This window comes from Stenotrophomonas nitritireducens (genome assembly GCF_001431425.1).
Classification (GTDB): Bacteria; Pseudomonadota; Gammaproteobacteria; order Xanthomonadales; family Xanthomonadaceae; genus Stenotrophomonas; species Stenotrophomonas nitritireducens.
The window spans coordinates 1-17,493 of the sequence record NZ_LDJG01000001.1 but is presented as its reverse complement, the minus strand read 5'-3'; the positions used below and the strand labels follow the sequence as shown (position 1 = coordinate 17,493).

Annotated in this window: 13 protein-coding genes and 10 tRNA genes; 4 read left to right on the top strand and 19 right to left on the bottom strand. The window is 65.9% G+C overall.

Going from position 1 to position 17,493, the window contains the following annotated elements; translation table 11 throughout:
- Positions 1-49: 49 nt before the first annotated feature.
- The 16 genes from ABB22_RS00115 to ABB22_RS00040 all read right to left on the bottom strand — a co-directional run bounded on the left by ABB22_RS00115 (position 50) and on the right by ABB22_RS00040 (position 10,358).
- Positions 50-2,020: a peptidyl-prolyl cis-trans isomerase gene (locus tag ABB22_RS00115; protein ID WP_055767692.1), complete on the bottom strand. Its 1,971-nt coding sequence runs from the start codon at positions 2,018-2,020 to the stop codon at positions 50-52.
- Between the two features lie 262 nt (positions 2,021-2,282).
- A tRNA-Asp gene (locus ABB22_RS00110) sits at positions 2,283-2,359 on the bottom strand.
- A 66-nt stretch (positions 2,360-2,425) separates the two neighbouring features.
- A tRNA-Asp gene (locus ABB22_RS00105) sits at positions 2,426-2,502 on the bottom strand.
- A gap of 81 nt (positions 2,503-2,583) precedes the next feature.
- Positions 2,584-2,660, bottom strand: a tRNA-Asp gene (locus tag ABB22_RS00100).
- A 31-nt stretch (positions 2,661-2,691) separates the two neighbouring features.
- Positions 2,692-2,766 (bottom strand) — tRNA-Val (locus ABB22_RS00095).
- Between the two features lie 12 nt (positions 2,767-2,778).
- Positions 2,779-3,051, bottom strand: coding sequence for an HU family DNA-binding protein (locus ABB22_RS00090; protein ID WP_054663508.1), 273 nt, complete (start codon positions 3,049-3,051; stop codon positions 2,779-2,781).
- Between the two features lie 208 nt (positions 3,052-3,259).
- Positions 3,260-5,716 (bottom strand): endopeptidase La, encoded by a 2,457-nt coding sequence (lon, locus tag ABB22_RS00085; RefSeq protein WP_055767689.1) that lies wholly within the window; start codon positions 5,714-5,716, stop codon positions 3,260-3,262.
- Positions 5,717-5,863: 147 nt separating this feature from the next.
- Entirely contained in the window at positions 5,864-7,144 is a 1,281-nt protein-coding gene (gene clpX, locus ABB22_RS00080; RefSeq protein WP_055767686.1) for an ATP-dependent Clp protease ATP-binding subunit ClpX, read from the bottom strand.
- 127 nt (positions 7,145-7,271) lie between these two features.
- Positions 7,272-7,898, bottom strand: a complete 627-nt coding sequence (clpP, locus tag ABB22_RS00075) for an ATP-dependent Clp endopeptidase proteolytic subunit ClpP (RefSeq protein ID WP_055767683.1) — start codon at positions 7,896-7,898, stop codon at positions 7,272-7,274.
- Between the two features lie 66 nt (positions 7,899-7,964).
- Entirely contained in the window at positions 7,965-9,260 is a 1,296-nt protein-coding gene (gene tig, locus ABB22_RS00070) for a trigger factor (RefSeq protein WP_055767680.1), read from the bottom strand.
- Positions 9,261-9,427: 167 nt separating this feature from the next.
- A tRNA-Leu gene (locus ABB22_RS00065) sits at positions 9,428-9,512 on the bottom strand.
- A gap of 192 nt (positions 9,513-9,704) precedes the next feature.
- Positions 9,705-9,780: transfer RNA gene (locus ABB22_RS00060), tRNA-Lys, on the bottom strand.
- A gap of 111 nt (positions 9,781-9,891) precedes the next feature.
- Positions 9,892-9,967, bottom strand: a tRNA-Lys gene (locus ABB22_RS00055).
- 82 nt (positions 9,968-10,049) lie between these two features.
- Positions 10,050-10,126, bottom strand: a tRNA-His gene (locus tag ABB22_RS00050).
- Between the two features lie 34 nt (positions 10,127-10,160).
- Positions 10,161-10,237: transfer RNA gene (locus ABB22_RS00045), tRNA-Arg, on the bottom strand.
- Positions 10,238-10,281: 44 nt separating this feature from the next.
- Positions 10,282-10,358 (bottom strand) — tRNA-Pro (locus tag ABB22_RS00040).
- Positions 10,359-10,491: 133 nt separating this feature from the next.
- Between ABB22_RS00040 and ABB22_RS00035 the strand changes: the two genes are divergently transcribed.
- Positions 10,492-11,253, top strand: coding sequence for a Bax inhibitor-1/YccA family protein (locus ABB22_RS00035; protein ID WP_055767676.1), 762 nt, complete (start codon positions 10,492-10,494; stop codon positions 11,251-11,253).
- Between the two features lie 329 nt (positions 11,254-11,582).
- Here ABB22_RS00035 and ABB22_RS00030 read toward each other — a convergent pair whose 3' ends face one another.
- From ABB22_RS00030 to grxC, 3 genes are all read right to left on the bottom strand, one after another.
- The gene (locus ABB22_RS00030) at positions 11,583-12,587 is read right to left on the bottom strand and encodes an isocitrate dehydrogenase (protein WP_055767673.1); all 1,005 of its coding nucleotides are present in this window, start codon (positions 12,585-12,587) and stop codon (positions 11,583-11,585) included.
- A 130-nt stretch (positions 12,588-12,717) separates the two neighbouring features.
- Positions 12,718-13,107 (bottom strand): carboxymuconolactone decarboxylase family protein, encoded by a 390-nt coding sequence (locus ABB22_RS00025; protein WP_055767666.1) that lies wholly within the window; start codon positions 13,105-13,107, stop codon positions 12,718-12,720.
- Positions 13,104-13,391 (bottom strand): glutaredoxin 3, encoded by a 288-nt coding sequence (grxC, locus tag ABB22_RS00020; RefSeq protein ID WP_425477757.1) that lies wholly within the window; start codon positions 13,389-13,391, stop codon positions 13,104-13,106. The genes ABB22_RS00025 and grxC overlap by 4 nt, the downstream gene beginning before the upstream one ends.
- 140 nt (positions 13,392-13,531) lie before the next feature.
- On the opposite strand from grxC, the gene ABB22_RS00015 reads away from it, so the two are divergent.
- From ABB22_RS00015 to phoR, 3 genes are all read left to right on the top strand, one after another.
- Positions 13,532-15,181: a M48 family metalloprotease gene (locus ABB22_RS00015; RefSeq protein ID WP_055767662.1), complete on the top strand. Its 1,650-nt coding sequence runs from the start codon at positions 13,532-13,534 to the stop codon at positions 15,179-15,181.
- Positions 15,182-15,383: 202 nt separating this feature from the next.
- Positions 15,384-16,073, top strand: a complete 690-nt coding sequence (phoB, locus tag ABB22_RS00010; protein WP_055767659.1) for a phosphate regulon transcriptional regulator PhoB — start codon at positions 15,384-15,386, stop codon at positions 16,071-16,073.
- An 88-nt stretch (positions 16,074-16,161) separates the two neighbouring features.
- Positions 16,162-17,493: phosphate regulon sensor histidine kinase PhoR (gene phoR / locus ABB22_RS00005; protein WP_057504993.1), on the top strand; the 1,332-nt coding region annotated here is incomplete at its 3' end.

Here is a 17,493-nt window from a genome sequence, read left to right as displayed (position 1 = left end):
TCATGGAAACCGGGGATTCCTCAGGGAATGCCCCGGTTCGGTCTGCGTTTCAGAGCTGGGATTCCTGCACCTGCACCTTGAAGCGCTTGCGCAGGCCGTCCACGAAGGCCTTGGCCGCCGCCGCGCCGTCGATCTGGCTCAGCTGCTGCTTCAGCATCGCCAGCTGCGGCTCCGGCACTTCCTTCAGATCGCCCGGGGTGACCTTGGTCACCGCGAACACCGCGTAGCGGCCGCCATCCAGCTCCACCTTGCCATAGCTCGGCTTGTCGCCGGCCGGCGGCGCCACGCTGAACACGGCCCGATTGGCAGCGGCGGTCGGCATCGGCGCGGTGCGCGGCAGGCCCGGCATCGGCATCAGCTGCAGCTTCTCGCCCTCGGCCAGCGCCTGCAGCGTCTGGCCGCCCTGCAGCTTGGCCAGCAGCGCATCGGCGGCCTTCTTCGCCGCTTCCTCGGCGCGATGCGCATGCACCGCGGCGATCACCTTCTCGCGCGCCTGCGCCAGCGGGATGGCCTGCTCCGGCGTATGCGCGGTCACCCGGATCATCACGTTGTGGTTCGGGCCCAGTTCGATCGGGTCGCTGACCGTGCCGTCTTCCTTCAGCGCATCGGAGAACGCGGCGCGCAACACCGCCGGATTGGCGGCGATGCCGCTGGCGGTGGCGTGGGTGAACGGCCCCAGCGTCTGCACCGGCAACCCCACTTCCTTGGCCGCCGAATCCAGCACGGTCGGATTCTTGTAGACCTGGTCCACCAGGCGGCCGCTCAGGTCGTTGAACGCACGCTCGTTGTCGGCCTGCATCTGCTCGGCCGCGAGCTGGTCGCGCACTTCTTCGAACGGACGGCCTTCGCCGCCCTTGACCTCACGCAGCTTCAGCACGTGATAGCCGAACTCGGTCTTCACCGGACCGCTGACCTGGCCCGGCTGCATGGCGAACAGCGCATCCTCGAACGGCTTCACCATCACGCCATGCTCGACCCAACCCAGGTCGCCGCCTTCGGCCTTGGAACCCGGATCGTCGGAGTTGGCCTTGGCCAGCGCGGCGAAGTCGGCACCCGGCTGCTTGGCTTCTTCGGCCAGCTTGGCGGCCTTGGCTTCGGCGGCCTTCTGCGAGGCGGCATCACTGCCGGCGCTGATCAGGATGTGCGAGGCCAGGCGCTGTTCCGGGGCCACGAAGCGCGCCTTCTCTTCTTCATAGCGACGGCGCAGCGCCGCCTCGTCCGCAGGCGCGGCCGCCGGCATGTGCGACGCATCCAGCTCGACGTATTCGATGGACACGCTTTCCGGCTGCAGGAAGTCGCGCGCATGCGCGTCGTACCACTGCTTGATCTGCGCGTCGTCCACCGCCGAGGTGTCTGCCTCCGGCGCCGGCAGCATCGCGAACTCCACGTCGCGCGTCTCGCCCAGCAGTTTCAGCAGCCGCTCGCTTTCGCCCTTGGTGGCGAAGCCCGACTGCGCCAGCGCGGTCGGGATGATCGACTGCTGCAGGCTGGTGCGGACCACCTGGTCGAACATCGCCGGGGTGCGCGGTGGCTGGCTCTGCGCCAGCACCAGGCGGTACTGCTCCGGATCGAACTTGCCGTCGCGCTGGAATGCCGGGATGCTGGCGATGTAGCTGCGCACGGCCGCGTCGCCGATCACGATGCGTGCATCGTCGGCCGCCAGGCGGACCACCTGCTCGTCGATCATCTGGTCGAGCACGGCCAGCTTGTTCTCGACCGTCTCGAAATGGCGCGGATCGAAGTTGTCGCTCTGCTGCTCGCGGGCTTCCATGCGCGCCTGTTCGAAGCGCGTACGGAACTCCTCGACGCTGATCTCATGGTGGTTCCACAGGAACGACATCGGCCACCACGACGGCGCCGAACGCCACCACGACGGCGGTGCGGACACCTTGGCGACGTTCTGCGCGCCGACACCGCCGAGATAGCTGTTGTCGATCACGAACAGGAACGGAATCATCAGCAGCCCCAGGATCACGGTCACGATCCAGCCCGAGGTCTTGTCGCGGAGTTTCTGCAGCATGGGAGAAATCAAGGCCTGATTGGCGAGCCGGGCAGTGTAACCCGCTTCCCGCCTGACTCCCAGCCGGCCCGGCCGCACGCCGGTCCCGGCGGAAACCTCCCGCAGTGCCGGTGCCATCCCGGATCCGCCCGGCCATTGCCCGGGCAGCGGGTAAGAAACGCCGGGAGCGGCTTTTGCCATCGCCCGCCGACGGCCCGAGCGATCCCTCATGGCGGGCGGGAATAAAAAAACCCCGGGCTTATGGCCCGGGGCTTGGAATCAATGGCGGAGCGGACGGGACTCGAACCCGCGACCTCCGGCGTGACAGGCCAGCATTCTAACCAGCTGAACTACCGCTCCGCATATTGAAACTGTTACCGATCGACATCGCGACCGGGTGCCACTGCATGCAGTGGCGGATGGAACTGGCGGAGCGGACGGGACTCGAACCCGCGACCTCCGGCGTGACAGGCCAGCATTCTAACCAGCTGAACTACCGCTCCGCACTTGATTGTTCGCCTTCGCCTCCACCCGCGGGTGGAGAGAAAGCAAGGCCCCCGATCGCTCAGGGGCCTTCTTGAAACTGGCGGAGCGGACGGGACTCGAACCCGCGACCTCCGGCGTGACAGGCCAGCATTCTAACCAGCTGAACTACCGCTCCACTTTCAATACTGCTCGACGGTGCTTTTACGTGGTGGGTGCTGAGGGTTTCGAACCCCCGACCCTCTCCTTGTAAGGGAGACGCTCTACCACTGAGCTAAGCACCCCCGGTGAGCCGCTTAGTTTACAGCGTCCTTCAGGGCTTTACCAGCCTTGAAGGCAGGATTTTTCGAAGCAGCGATCTTGATGGTGTCGCCGGTCTTCGGGTTGCGGCCGGTGCGCTCGGCGCGCTCGCGGACCTGGAAGGTGCCGAAGCCGACCAGCGTCACGGCGTCGCCCTTCTTCAGCGCCTTGGTGATCTCGGCGACGACGGCATCGACCGCACGGCCGGCCTCGGCCTTGGACAGGTCAGCAGCAGCGGCAACGCCATCGATCAATTCGGTCTTGTTCATTATGTAAAACTCCCTATGCGGCAACCCGCGGAATAGATTGGGTTGGTCGTCGCCCGTTACAGCAGCGGCGGCAACCGTAAGATCCTGCAAACACATCGCCCGCTCGTCGAGCGGGCGCGTGAGTCGCACTTTTATACCAGCGCCCCCCTACCCACGCAAGCCGAAAAGCCAATAACGACGCGGGTTTCAAGGGATTTTGCGTTCATCATCAATGCTTGACGCGCGCCGCCGGAGCTGCCTTCGGCCGGCCCCGCACCGCGACGCGCTGGCCGCTCTTCCTGGCCTTCTTCGGGGCCAGCGGCGCCTCCAGCGCGATGTCCAGCACCTCGTCGATCCACTTCACCGGAATGATGTCCAGGTCGCGGGTCACGTTGGCCGGGATGTCGGCCAGGTCCTTGCGGTTCTCTTCCGGGATGATCACGGTACGGATGCCGCCACGCAGCGCGGCGAGCAGCTTTTCTTTCAGGCCGCCGATCGCGGTGACGCGACCGCGCAGGGTGATCTCGCCGGTCATCGCGACGTCCGCTTTCACCGGCACCTTGGTCAGCGTGGACACCAGCGAGGTGACCATGGCGATGCCGGCGCTGGGGCCGTCCTTCGGCGTAGCCCCGTCGGGCACGTGCAGGTGGACGTCGTGCTTCTGCAGGAAGTCCACGTCGATGCCCAGCGTCTGCGCGCGCGCGCGCACCACCGACAGCGCCGCCGTCGCCGACTCCTTCATCACGTTGCCCAGCTGGCCGGTCAGCGTCACCGCCCCCTTGCCCGGGATCAGCGTCGACTCGATCTGCAGCAGATCACCGCCGACTTCGGTCCAGGCCAGGCCGGTGACCAGGCCGATCTCGTTCTCCTCCTCGGCACGGCCGAAGTCGAAGCGACGCACGCCCAGGTACCGGTCCAGGGTCGCCGCGTCGACCACCACCAGCGCCTTGGGCTTCTTCGCGTTCTTCCTGGTCACCTTCTTGGCCGGCTGCGGGCCGGCCAGCGCGATTTCCTTGACCACCTTGCGGCAGATCTTGGCGACTTCGCGCTCGAGGTTGCGCACACCCGACTCGCGCGTGTAGTAGCGCACGATATCGCGGATGGCGTCCTCCTCGATGGCCAGTTCCTCAACCTTCAGGCCATTGGCCTTGAGCTGCTTGGGCACCAGGTAGCGGGTGGCGATGTTGAGCTTCTCGTCCTCGGTATACCCGGGGATGCGGATCACTTCCATGCGGTCCAGCAGCGGGCCCGGGATGTTGAGCGAGTTCGAGGTCGCCACGAACATCACTTCGCTCAGATCCAGGTCCACTTCCAGATAGTGGTCGTTGAACGCATTGTTCTGCTCGGGGTCGAGCACTTCCAGCAGCGCAGACGATGGGTCGCCGCGGAAGTCCATCGACATCTTGTCGATCTCGTCGAGCACGAACAGCGGGTTCTTGCTGCCGACCTTGTTGAGGTTCTGCACGATGCGGCCCGGCATCGAGCCGACGTAGGTGCGGCGATGGCCGCGGATCTCGGCCTCGTCGCGCACGCCGCCCAGGCTCATGCGCACGAACTTGCGGTTGGTCGCCTTGGCGATGGACTGGCCCAGCGAGGTCTTGCCCACGCCCGGCGGCCCGACCAGGCACAGGATCGGACCCTTCATCTGCTTCACCCGCGACTGCACGGCAAGGTATTCGAGGATGCGGTCCTTGACCTTGTCCAGGCCGTAGTGATCGGCATCGAGCGTGTCCTGGGCGACCTTCAGGTCCTTGCGGACCTTGGTGCGCTTTTTCCACGGCACGCCCAGCAACCACTCCAGATAGTTGCGCACGACCGCCGCTTCGGCCGACATCGGCGACATCTGCTTGAGCTTGTTGAGTTCGTTCCTGGCCTTGGTTTCGACCGCCTTCGGCATGCCGGCCTCGGCGATCTTGCGGGCAAGCTCGTCCAGCTCGCCCGGCGCGTCGTCCAGGTCGCCCAGCTCCTTCTGGATGGCCTTCATCTGTTCGTTGAGGTAGTACTCGCGCTGGCTCTTCTCCATCTGCGACTTCACGCGGCCGCGGATGCGCTTTTCCAGCTGCTGCACGTCGATCTCGCCATCGACCAGGCCAACCAGCATTTCCAGGCGGCTGCCGATCTGCAGCGTTTCCAGCAGCTTCTGCTTGTCGGCCAGGCGCACGCCGATGTGGGCCGCGATGGTGTCGGCCAGCCGCGACGGCTCCTCGATGCCGTTCAGGGTCTGCAGCAGTTCCGGCGGCAGCTTGCGGTTGGTCTTGACGTACTGTTCGAACAGCGACATCAGCGAACGTGCGATCGCCTCGATCTCGCGCGGCTCGCGCGATTCATCCGATTCCAGTTCCGTGCCGGCACCCTGCAGCGCACCATCCTGCTCGTGGATCTTGTCAACGGCCACGCGCGCCAGGCCCTCGACCAGCACCTTGATGGTGCCGTCCGGCAGCTTCAGCAGCTGCAGCACCTGCGCCAGCGTGCCGACGGTGTACAGGTCGGCAGCGGCGGGATCGTCCGTCTCGGCCGACTTCTGCGCGACCAGAAGGATGCGCTTGTCCGCCTCCATCGCCCGCTCCAGCGCCTGCATGGACTTGTCGCGCCCGACGAACAGCGGAATGACCATGTGCGGGAACACCACCACGTCGCGCAGCGGCAGGACCGGCAGGTCGAGGACTTCGGTTTGGGACTTGGCCATGGGGGGCTCCACTTGGATTCGGGGGCGGCCATGAAAAAAGCCGATGGCCCCGTTATGGGGCCATCGGCGGGGTGATGCAAGTGGGGTCGAGGGCGAGGCCTGAACCGGGCTTCACAGGCCCTCGACAGGGCACTCCGTGCCGCCCGTTCAGTCGCCCGACGCGGCCTTGGCCGGTGGCGTCTGGTAGATCACGTAAGGCTCGGACTTGTGTTCGATGACCGATTCGTCGACCACCACCTTGCTCACGTTCTCCTGCGACGGCAGGTCGTACATGGTGTCCAGCAGCACCGACTCGACGATGGTGCGCAGGCCGCGCGCGCCGGTCTTGCGCTTGAGCGCCTTCTTGGCGATCGCCGACAGCGCGTCGGGACGGAACTCGAGCTCGACGTTCTCCATCTCGAACAGCTTCTTGAACTGCTTGGTGATGGCGTTCTTCGGCTCGGTCAGGATCTTGATCAACGCCGCCTCGTCCAGTTCCTCCAGCGTCGCCACCACCGGCAGGCGGCCGACGAACTCGGGGATCAGGCCGAACTTGATCAGGTCCTCCGGCTCGACCTCGGCCAGCACCTTGCCCACTTCCTGCTTGCGCTCGCTGCTCTTGACCTTGGCGCCGAAGCCGATGCCGCCGGCGTCGCTGGAGCGCGCCTGGATCACCTTGTCCAGCCCGGCGAACGCGCCGCCGCAGATGAACAGGATGTTCTTGGTGTCCACCTGCAGGAATTCCTGCTGCGGATGCTTGCGCCCGCCCTGCGGCGGCACGCTGGCCACGGTGCCCTCGATCAGCTTCAGCAGCGCCTGCTGCACGCCTTCGCCGGACACGTCGCGGGTGATCGACGGGTTCTCGCTCTTGCGCGAGATCTTGTCGATCTCGTCGATGTAGACGATGCCCTGCTGCGCCTTCTCGACATCGTAGTCGCACTTCTGCAGCAGCTTCTGGATGATGTTCTCCACGTCCTCGCCCACGTAACCGGCTTCGGTCAGCGTGGTGGCGTCGGCCATGGTGAACGGCACGTTGAGCAGGCGCGCCAGCGTTTCGGCCAGCAGCGTCTTGCCCGAACCAGTCGGGCCGACCAGCAGGATGTTGGACTTGGACAGCTCGACGTCGTCGCTCTTCTGGCGGCTCTCGATGCGCTTGTAATGGTTGTACACGGCCACCGCCAGCGTGCGCTTGGCGCGGTTCTGGCCTATCACGTACTGGTCCAGGACCTCGAGAATCTCGCGCGGCTTGGGCAGCGAACTGCGCGCCGACTGCGCCTTTTCCTCGAGTTCCTCGCGGATGATGTCGTTGCACAGCTCCACGCATTCATCGCAGATGAACACGCTCGGACCCGCGATCAGCTTGCGTACTTCATGCTGACTCTTGCCGCAGAACGAGCAGTAAAGAATCTTGCCGCTGTCTCCGGAACGACCTTGCCGGTCTTCGCTCATGCTTCGCTTACCCAGTTGCTCCCCCCGTGAACAGGGGGTTCGATTTCGAGAATAGCACAGGGCCGGATGGACGCCAGTCCAGTTCCGACCCTGCAGAAAACACCGTGTTTTCGGCTACTTGTACCGGTCACGCCGGCTGGATCGACTCTTCCGATCGACGATCCACGACCTGGTCGACCAGGCCGTATTCCTTCGCTGCTTCCGCGCTCAGGAAACGGTCGCGCTCCATGTCGCGCTCGATCCGCTCCAGCGGCTGCCCGGTGTGCTGGGCATACAGCCCATTCAGGCGCTGGCGCAGGTAGAGGATTTCCTTCGCATGGATTTCGATGTCGGTCGCCTGCCCCTGCGCGCCACCGGACGGCTGGTGGATCATCACCCGCGAGTTGGGCAGCGCGAAACGCTTGCCCTTGGCGCCGGCCATCAGCAGGAACGACCCCATGCTGCAGGCCTGGCCGGTACACATGGTGCTGACGTCGGGCTTGATGAACTGCATCGTGTCGTAGATCGCCAGACCCGCCGTCACCACGCCGCCGGGCGAGTTGATGTACAGATGAATGTCCTTTTCGGGGTTCTCCGCCTCGAGGAACAGCATCTGCGCGACCACCAGATTGGCGACGTGGTCGTCGATCGGACCGACCAGGAAGATGATCCGTTCCTTGAGCAGGCGCGAATAGATGTCGTAGGCGCGCTCGCCGCGGCTGGTCTGTTCGACCACCATCGGAACCATGTTCAAGGCTGTGGTTCGGTTGTCCATGTGAGGCACCTGTATTTGACGGAAAACATCCCCGCGCCGGAGCGCGGGGCGGATGGAGCGGCCGCCTTACTGGCGGATCGCTTCCTGGAACGACAGCGCCTGCTCGGTGTGCTGGGCACGCTCGGCGATCCAGTCGATGACCTGCTCTTCCATCACGCGGTTCTGCAGGCTACCCATCAGCTGGGGGTCGTTGCGGTACATCTCAATGACCTGCTCCGGCTCTTCGTAGGTCGAGGCGATCAGGCGCATGGTTTCGTTCAGGCGCTTGGGGTCCAGGCGCAGGTCGTTCCGGCGGGCAACCTCGCCGACCAGCAGGCCGACCAGCACGCGCTTGGAGGCGGCGTCCTTGAAGCCTTCGTGCGCATCGGCCGGCACATTGCCGGGATTGCCGCCCTGGCGGCGGATCGCGTCGATCTGCTGGGCCAGCATGGCGCGGGCTTCGCTCTCGACCAGGCGCGGCGGCAGTTCGACCGACGCATAGGCGGCGATCAGCTGCTCGCCCACTTCGCGGCGCAGGCGGTTCATCAGCGCGCCCTTGAGCTCACGCTCAAGGTTCGAACGGATGTCGGCGCGGAACTGCTCCAGACCGCCGTTCTTCACGCCGAAGCTCTTGATGAAGGCGGCGTCGACTTCCGGCACCACCGGCTCGGACACCTCGGTGGCCTTGACCGTGACCTTGACGTTCCTGCCGGCCAGCGCCGGCACGCGCCAGTCGGCCGGGAATTCGACGTCCAGCGTCTTCTCTTCGCCCTTGGCCAGGCCGACCAGACCCTTTTCGATCTGCTCGAACATCATGCCCTGGCCAACAATGATCGTACCCTGCTCCACGCCTTCGGCCGGCAGGCGCTCGTCACCGGCCTGCGACCAGGTTTCCAGCGCGACCAGATCGCCTTCCTGCGCGCCGCGCGCGACCGCCTTCCAGCTGCGGCGCTGCTGGCGCAGGTTCTCGATCATCTGATCGATGTCGGTGTCGGCGACTTCGGCGGCGTGGCGCACCACGGTCAGCTTGGTCACGTCGACATCGCCGAAATCCGGCACCAGCTCGACGGTGGCGACGAAATCGAACTCGCCTTCGCCAGCCTTGTCGATGCGCGGGTTGCCGGCGATGCGCAGCTCATGCTCGCGCAGCGCGGCATCGAAGGTCTCGCGCAGCAGGCCGTCCATCGCTTCGGCACGCACCTGCTGGCCGAAACGCTGCTCGACCACCTTGGCCGGCACCTTGCCCGGACGGAAGCCCTTGATGCGCACGGTGCGGGCGATCTCGCCGAGCCGGCCACTGATGTGGCTCTGCAGGCGCTCCTCCGGCAGGGAGAAGGTCAGGCGGCGTTCCAGGTTGCCGGTGGATTCGATCGAAGCTTGCATGTGGACTCCTGCCACCGGTGGCGCCCAGGCCCCGGTACGATGTGGAAGATGAACGGTTTCCGACGGACACGATTCCGCCGCAGCCCTGTAGTTTCGCCGATTCCGGCTGGCGCTTCCAGCCTGCCGCCGGACAGGCGCGCCCAAGGACCATCCGGCCGACTCACGGATGGTGCGAAAGGGGGGACTCGAACCCCCACGCCTTGCGGCACTGGAACCTAAATCCAGGGCGTCTACCAATTCCGCCACTTTCGCGTCCGGCCGGCATTGTTGCAGACCTGCGGGCAAAAAACCCCCGGAACAGCCCCTGGTCGCGCAAGCGATCGCCCGCGATACAACCCGCCCGAGTGGTGGCGCCGGTTGCCGCACAGCGCGCCTGCAGATCCGGTCCGGCTCGCCAGCGAGGAGGCAAAGAAAAGGGCACCCGCCGCAGCGGATGCCCTTGTCTGGTGGGCTGTCAAGGATTCGAACCTTGGACCTATTGATTAAGAGTCAACTGCTCTACCAACTGAGCTAACAGCCCTGAAACAACGGCGCGCGTTACCACATGCGACACCGGACTCCTGCTGGAAAACGCAGGATCCTCACCTTGAGAGGAAAACAGCCACCCGGCGTACCAGGTGGCTGTTCTTATTGGTGGGCCGTCAAGGATTCGAACCTTGGACCAATTGATTAAGAGTCAACTGCTCTACCAACTGAGCTAACGGCCCTGAAAATCAGGGAGCGAATGTTACCCGCACCCTTCAGTTCTTTCAACCCCGGAATACACATTCCGACGTCTTTGTTGTTCAGTGGGGTGGCTGAGGGGATTCGAACCCCCGACCACCGGAATCACAATCCGGTACTCTAACCAACTGAGCTACAGCCACCACTGAAAACCTGCAACCTACCGCTTGCACCGATTGGCGCGCCCGACAGGAATCGAACCTGTAACCGCCGGCTTAGAAGGCCGGTGCTCTATCCAGTTGAGCTACGGGCGCTCTGACCGGATCGTCGCACTCCAACGCGCGCTGGTCGCATCGGATGGTCGGGGTAGAGGGATTCGAACCCCCGACATCCTGCTCCCAAAGCAGGCGCGCTACCAGACTGCGCTATACCCCGGCGGTGAATCTCCCGAGGTTCCCCCCGAAAGGTCGGCTATTGTCGGAACTGTGGAGCAGTCTGTCAACGGCGGATTTCATCGCGACGGCGGTTGGTTATGCTGCCGGCATTCCCGCCTCTCCAGGAGCCCCTCATGCGCAGCGGCAACCCCGCCCTCTCCGACTCCACCTTCCTCGACCTGGGCAGTGGCACCGTGGTCTCCCGCGGCGCCGATGCGATGACCCTCAACGGCACCGTCAACAAGACCGGCCTGCTGTTGCTGTTGGCCGTGCTGACCGCCGCCTTCGCATGGAACCACACCCTGACCGGCACCGGCGAACTCGCCAACGGTGCGCGCCTGTACCTGTGGGGCGGCATGATCGGCGGCTTCGTGCTGGCGATGGTCACCGTCTTCAAGAAGAACTGGGCGCCAGTGAGCGCGCCGCTGTATGCCTTGGCCGAAGGCCTGTTCCTGGGCACGATCTCGGCGATCTACGAAGCGCGCTTCCACGGCATCGTGTTCCAGGCGGTACTGCTGACCTTCGGCACCCTGTTCGCACTGTTGTTCGCCTATCGCAGCGGGCTGATCAAGGCCACCGAAAATTTCAAGCTCGGCGTGGTGGCGGCTACCGGCGGCATCGCGCTGGTCTACCTGGCGACCATCGTGCTGGGCCTGTTCGGCGTGCGCATTCCCTTCATCCACGATTCCGGGCTGGTCGGCATCGGCTTCAGCCTGTTCGTGGTGGTGGTCGCCGCGTTGAACCTGGTGCTGGATTTCGACTTCATCGAGAGCGGCGTGGAAGCCGGTGCGCCAAAGTACATGGAGTGGTACGGCGCGTTCGGGCTGATGGTCACCCTGGTATGGCTGTACATCGAGTTCCTGCGTTTGCTGTCCAAGCTGCAGTCACGCAACTGAGGCTGTTGCAGGCGGCATGAAAAGGGCGCCTTTGTGAACCGAAGGCGCCCGTGCTGATTTGTAGTGCCGAGCCATGCTCGGCTGGGGCTTCCGCAAGGATCCAGCTTGCAGGAGCGGCATAAGCCGCGAAGTCGACGATCAATCCGACCCAGCGCCGGCTGCGATTTCATTGCAGCCAGCTTTGCGGCTGACGCCCCCCCCCCTACAAGATGCCGATGGGCCGATGCATTGTCGGCAATGCCCCTGCCGAGCATGGCTCGGCACCACATCAACAAAAACGGAGCGCTTTCGCGCTCCGTTTTCTGCAACACCAACTACCGCAGCTGCAATCAGAGGCGGCTGGCGATGGCCTGGGCGAAGCCCATGGTGGTGCCGGTGCCGCCGAGGTCGCCGGTCAGCGAATCCTTGGCTTCCATCGTGGCAACAATGGCCTTGCGCAGGCGCTCGGCGTTTTCCGGCTGGCCGACATGGTCCAGCATCTGCGCAGCACCCAGCAGCAGCGCGACCGGGTTGGCCTTGCCCTGGCCGGCAATGTCCGGCGCGGTGCCGTGCACGGCTTCGAAGATGGCCACGTCAACGCCGATGTTGGCACCCGGGGCCAGGCCCAGGCCGCCGACCAGACCAGCACACAGGTCGGAGATGATGTCACCGAACAGGTTGGTGGTGACGATGATGTCGAACTGCTCCGGACGCATCACCAGCTGCATGCAGGCGTTGTCGACGATCATTTCCTGGAACTCGATTTCCGGGTACTTGGCGGCGACTTCGCGCGCCACGTCCAGGAACAGGCCCGAGGTCGACTTGATGATGTTGGCCTTGTGCACGGCGGTGACCTTCTTGCGGCCGGTGCTCTTGGCCAGCTCGAAGGCGTAACGCACGATGCGCTCGGAGCCCTTGCGGGTGATGCGGGTGCCGGAGAACGCGGTCTCGCCGTCGGCCGACACTTCCTGGCCTTCGGCCAGGTAGGCGCCTTCGGTATTCTCACGCACCGTGATCATGTTGATGTTCTCGTAGCGCGACTTGGTGTTCGGGAACGAGATGGCCGGGCGCACGTTGGCATACAGGTCGAACTGGCGACGCAGGGCAACGTTGATCGAGCTGAAACCGCCACCGACCGGCGTGGTCAGCGGGCTCTTCAGGGCGACCTTGTTCTTCTTGATCGATTCCAGCGTGCCGGCCGGGATCAGCTCACCGTGCTTTTCCAGCGCGGCCAGGCCGGCGTCGGCGAATTCGTAGGACAGCCCGGCACCGAGCTTGTCCAGCACGAACAGGGTGGCGTCCATGATTTCCGGGCCGATGCCATCGCCGCGGATGACGGTGATTGTCTGCGTCATGATTTGGGTTCCGAACAGTGTGGGGGAGCGCGCGCCAGCCGGCTGCCCGGGATCAGGCGCATCCAAAAGTTTCAGCTGTCAATTATGCCCGATCCGCCCGCCCCGCCCCAACTGGACCAAGGTCGCAGGTTCAGCCGTGGTCGTGCCCGGCCGGCGCCTGCACGGCCCCGGACTCCAGCTGGTCCAGGAAATCCACCGCGCGCCGCAGGTGCGGGATCACGATGGAACCGCCGACCACCAGCCCCACCGAGAAGGTCTCGAAGAACTCCTCGCGGTTGACCCCGGCGTCCTTGCACTGGGCCACGTGGTAGCTGATGCAGTCGTCGCAGCGCAGTACCAGCGAGGCCACCAGCCCCAGCAGCTCCTTGGTCTTCACATCCAGCGCGCCGGCCTGGTAGGTCTGCGTATCCAGCGCGAAGAAGCGCCGCACGACCTGGTTCGGCTCGGCGAGGATGCGCTGGTTCATGCGCTGGCGGAATTCGGTGAATTCGGCCAGGCGGTCCTTGTCGCCGCCGCTCATCCGCCCTGCCCCGCCAGCAGCGGCTCGAGCTTGCCGGCGCGGTGCAGCGCCATCATGTCGTCGTAGCCGCCGACGTGGACGTCGCCGACGAAAATCTGCGGCACGCTGGTGCGGCGGGTGCGCGCCATCATCTTTTCGCGCTCGGCCGGGTCCAGGTCGATGCGCACCTCGTTCCAGGTCTGGCCCTTGCTCTTGAGGAAGTTCTTGGCCGCCACGCAGTACGGGCACACGGCGGTGGAATACAGGGTGATCTCGGGTGTCTGGCTGCTCACGGGAAACTCCACGCGGGAAACGATGTCCCTATATGGTACCGGCGCGCCGGATCGCATCGGTCACCGCTGGAACACTGCGGGTTAACCTGTGCTTCACACCGCGCCCGCGCTTCCCCGTCATCCTCCGCCCAGCCCCACCGGAGCCCCAACGCTTGCGTACCCTGCTGCTCGCCACCGCCGTCGCCCTGGCCCTGGCCACGCCTCTTTCCCGGGCCCAGGAAAGCAAGCTGCCGGACATCGGTTCGTCCGCCGGCGAACTGCTCACTCCGGCGCGGCAGGCCGAGTACGGCGGCATGATGCTGCGCGAGCTGCGCAACTACGGCTATCTGGTCGACGACCCGCTGATCGACGACTGGCTGCAGGCCATGGGCACCCGGCTGGGCTCCAACAGCGCCCAGCCGCAGCAGAAATTCACCTTCTTCATGCTCAAGGACCGGCAGATCAACGCCTTCGCCACGCTGGGCGGCTATATCGGCATGAACGCCGGCCTGGTGCTGACCGCCGAGCGCGAGGACGAGGTCGCGGCGGTGCTGTCGCACGAGATCTCGCACGTCACCCAGCAGCACGTGCTGCGCAGCGTGGAGAAGGCCCAGCGCGACCAGATCCCGATCCTGCTGGGCATGCTGGCGGCGGTGGTCGCCGCGCAGCAGGCCGGCGGCAACTCCTCCGGCGACGCCACCATCGCGGCGATCACCTCGGGCATGGGCCTGATGCAGCAGCTGCAGATCAACTTCACCCGCTCCAACGAATCGGAGGCCGACCGGCTCGGCATCCGTACCCTGGCCCGCAGCGGCTACGACGTCGATGCGATGGCCGGCTTCTTCGAGCGCATGTCGGCGGCGATGCGCGGCAACGAGGGCGGCTATTCCACGCCGGATTTCCTGCGCACCCACCCGGTCACCGTCACCCGCATCAGCGAGGCCAAGTCCCGCGCCGAGCAGATGAAGAAGGACACGGTACTGCTGACCACGGCCACGCCCACCGGCGTGCGCCAGGAGCGGGTGAACCCCACCCAGCCCAGCACCGACCCGATCAAGGCCAGCGGCAACCCGCTGCTGCCCGGCTCGATGCAGCTGTCGCTGCCGTCGATCGGCCTGCCCAGCGGCCCCAGCGGCCAGTTCGACTGGGCGCGCGAACGCCTGCGCGTGCTCAGCGCCCCCACTCCGTCCGAACTGGTCCGCGAATACCAGGACCTGCGCCGTAGCCAGAAGAACGGCCTGAGCGACCCGCAGCGCTATGGCGTGGCCATCGCCCAGCTGCGCGACGGCGGCAACGCGGTCCAGCAGGCGTTGCAGGAACTCCAGCAGCTGCAGTCCGAGCATCCGGACAACCTGTGGGTGAACCTGGCGCTGGGCGAGGCCGAGTCTCGCAGCGGCCGCCACGCCGAGGCCAACCGCCGCTTCGACGCCCTGCTGCAGAAACTGCCGCAGAGCCGGCCGGTGGCGCTGACCTATGCGCAGGTACTCAACGAGCAGGGCGGCGTGGAGGCCGGCAAGCGCGCCCAGGCCATGCTGCGCCCGCTGCTGGCCCGCGCCGGCGACGACCCGGTATTCCAGCGCACCTTCGCCCGCGCCTGCGAACTGGCCGGCGACACCGTCCGCGCCAGCGAGGCCTATGCCGAGGCGGCTTACCTGAATGGACGCCCGGAGCAGGCCCTGCTCCAGTTCCAGGCGCTGCTCAAGCAGCCGGACCTGGACTACGTGAGCCGCTCGCGGGTCGATGCGCGGATCGAGGCGATCATGCCCACCGTGCTGGAAATGCGCCGGCTGGGCGTGCGCGACCCGGACATGCAGCGTCGGTAGGCCGGGGCCAAACCCTCCCGACGGCCGCATGCCGGAGCACCGGGACACCCCGGGCCATGGCGGACCGGCCAGGCTGCATCGCCGATGCATTCCCGCGGCTGCCGGCCAGCAACCGCCACCGCCCGCGCTGTCACAAACCCGTCATCAAACCGTAGTCTACTGGGCACATCCCGGTCCTGATGGGCTTTACGGCAGGCAACTCGTGCAGAAACGCATCCTTATCGTCGATGACGAACCGGCGATCCGCGACATGGTCGCCTTCGCCCTGCGCAAGGGCGAATACGAGCCGGTGCATGCCGGCGACGCGCTGGAGGCGCAGACCGCCATCGCCGACCGCGTGCCGGACATGATCCTGCTGGACTGGATGCTGCCCGGCACCAGCGGGCTGGAACTGGCGCGGCGCTGGCGCAAGGAAACGCTGACCCGCGACGTGCCGATCATCATGCTCACCGCCCGCGGCGAGGAGAACGACCGTGTAGGCGGGCTGGAAGCCGGCGTGGACGATTACGTGGTCAAGCCGTTCTCGGCGCGCGAACTGCTGGCGCGCATCCGCGCGGTGATGCGCCGTACCCGCGATGACGACGAGGACGGCAGCGTGGCGATCGGCCCGATCCGCATCGACGGCGCCGCGCACCGCGTGTTCGCCGGCGATGCGCCGGTCTCGATCGGCCCGACCGAATACCGCCTGCTGCATTTCTTCATGACCCACCCCGAGCGGGTCTATACCCGTTCGCAGCTGCTGGACCACGTCTGGGGCGGCAGCGTGTACGTGGAAGAACGCACCATCGACGTGCACATCCGCCGCCTGCGCAAGACGCTGGAACCGTTCGGCGCGGAAAACATGGTGCAGACCGTGCGCGGCGCCGGCTATCGCTTTTCGGCCTCGACCTGAATTCCGGGGTCGCGGCCGGCCCCGGTGCTTCCTGCTATAACAAACGGTCACAGTTCCAACGGATCCATCCGCAACACCCGAGAGCGCAATGCCCCGCCAATTCCGATCCGCCTGGTTGAAGACACTGGCCACCGTGGCCGTGCTGCTGTTGTCGGCCCTGCTGATCGGCACCCTGCTAGGCTTCCCTTCGCTGGTGGTGGCCCTGGCGGCGCTGGGCGTCCTGGCCTGGCACTACTGGCGGCTGCGCCAGGTGCTGCTGCGCCTGACCGCGCGCCAGCGCTGGGAAACGGCCAGCGGCACCGGCGTATGGAATGAACTGGATCGCCTGCTGCACCGCAACCAGCAGGAAATGCGCGCGCGCAAGCGGCGCCTGATCGACATGCTGCGCAGCTACCGCGCCGCCGCCGCGGCGCTGCCCGACGCGGTGGTGGTGGTGGACCGCAACACCCAGCGCGTGCAGTGGTTCAACGAAGCGGCCACCGCGTTGCTCGGCCTGCAGCATCCGGCCGACATGGACGCACCGCTGGTCGAACGCCTGCTGCCGCTGCCGCTGGCACACTGGCTGGCCGGCGGCCGCAACGCCGAACCGATCCTCGACGCCAACTCGCCGGTCGATCCGGGCATCCGCCTGCACCTGCGCCTGATCCCGTATTCGGACCACCACTGGCTGCTGGTGGCGCGCGACGTCACCAAGCTGCTGCACCTGGAACAGGTGCGCCGCGATTTCGTCGCCAATGTCTCGCATGAACTGCGCACGCCGCTGACCGTGGTTCACGGCTACCTGGACATGATGGACCCGGAGGACTTCCCCGATACCGGTCCGATGCTGGCGGAGATGCGCAAGCAGTCCCAGCGCATGGCGCAGCTGGTGGAAGACCTGCTCACCCTGTCGCGGCTCGAATCGCAGCAGCACACCGAACTGGAAACCGTGGCGATGACCTCGATGCTCGCCTCGCTGCGGCGCGAGGCCGAAGCGCACAGCCAGGGCCGCCACACGATCACCGTCGAAGACACCGCGGGCGTCGACCTGGCCGGCTCCAACAAGGAGCTGCACAGCGCGTTCTCCAACCTGGTCACAAACGCGGTGCGCTACACCCCGGCCGGCGGCCGCATCACCCTGACCTTCGCCCGCGACGGCAAGGGCGCGGTGCTGGCGGTGACCGATACCGGCTACGGCATTCCCGCCAACCACCTGCCGCGCCTGACCGAACGTTTCTACCGCGTGTCCAGCAGCCGTTCGCGCGAGAGCGGCGGCACCGGCCTGGGCCTGTCCATCGTCAAGCACATCCTCGGCCTGCACCAGGCGCGGCTGGAAATCCGCAGCGAAGTCGGCCAGGGCAGCACCTTCGCCTGCCATTTCGATGCCGAACACGTGCGTCCGCGCAGCGCCCTCCCCTCGCCCCCATCCACGGAAGACTTC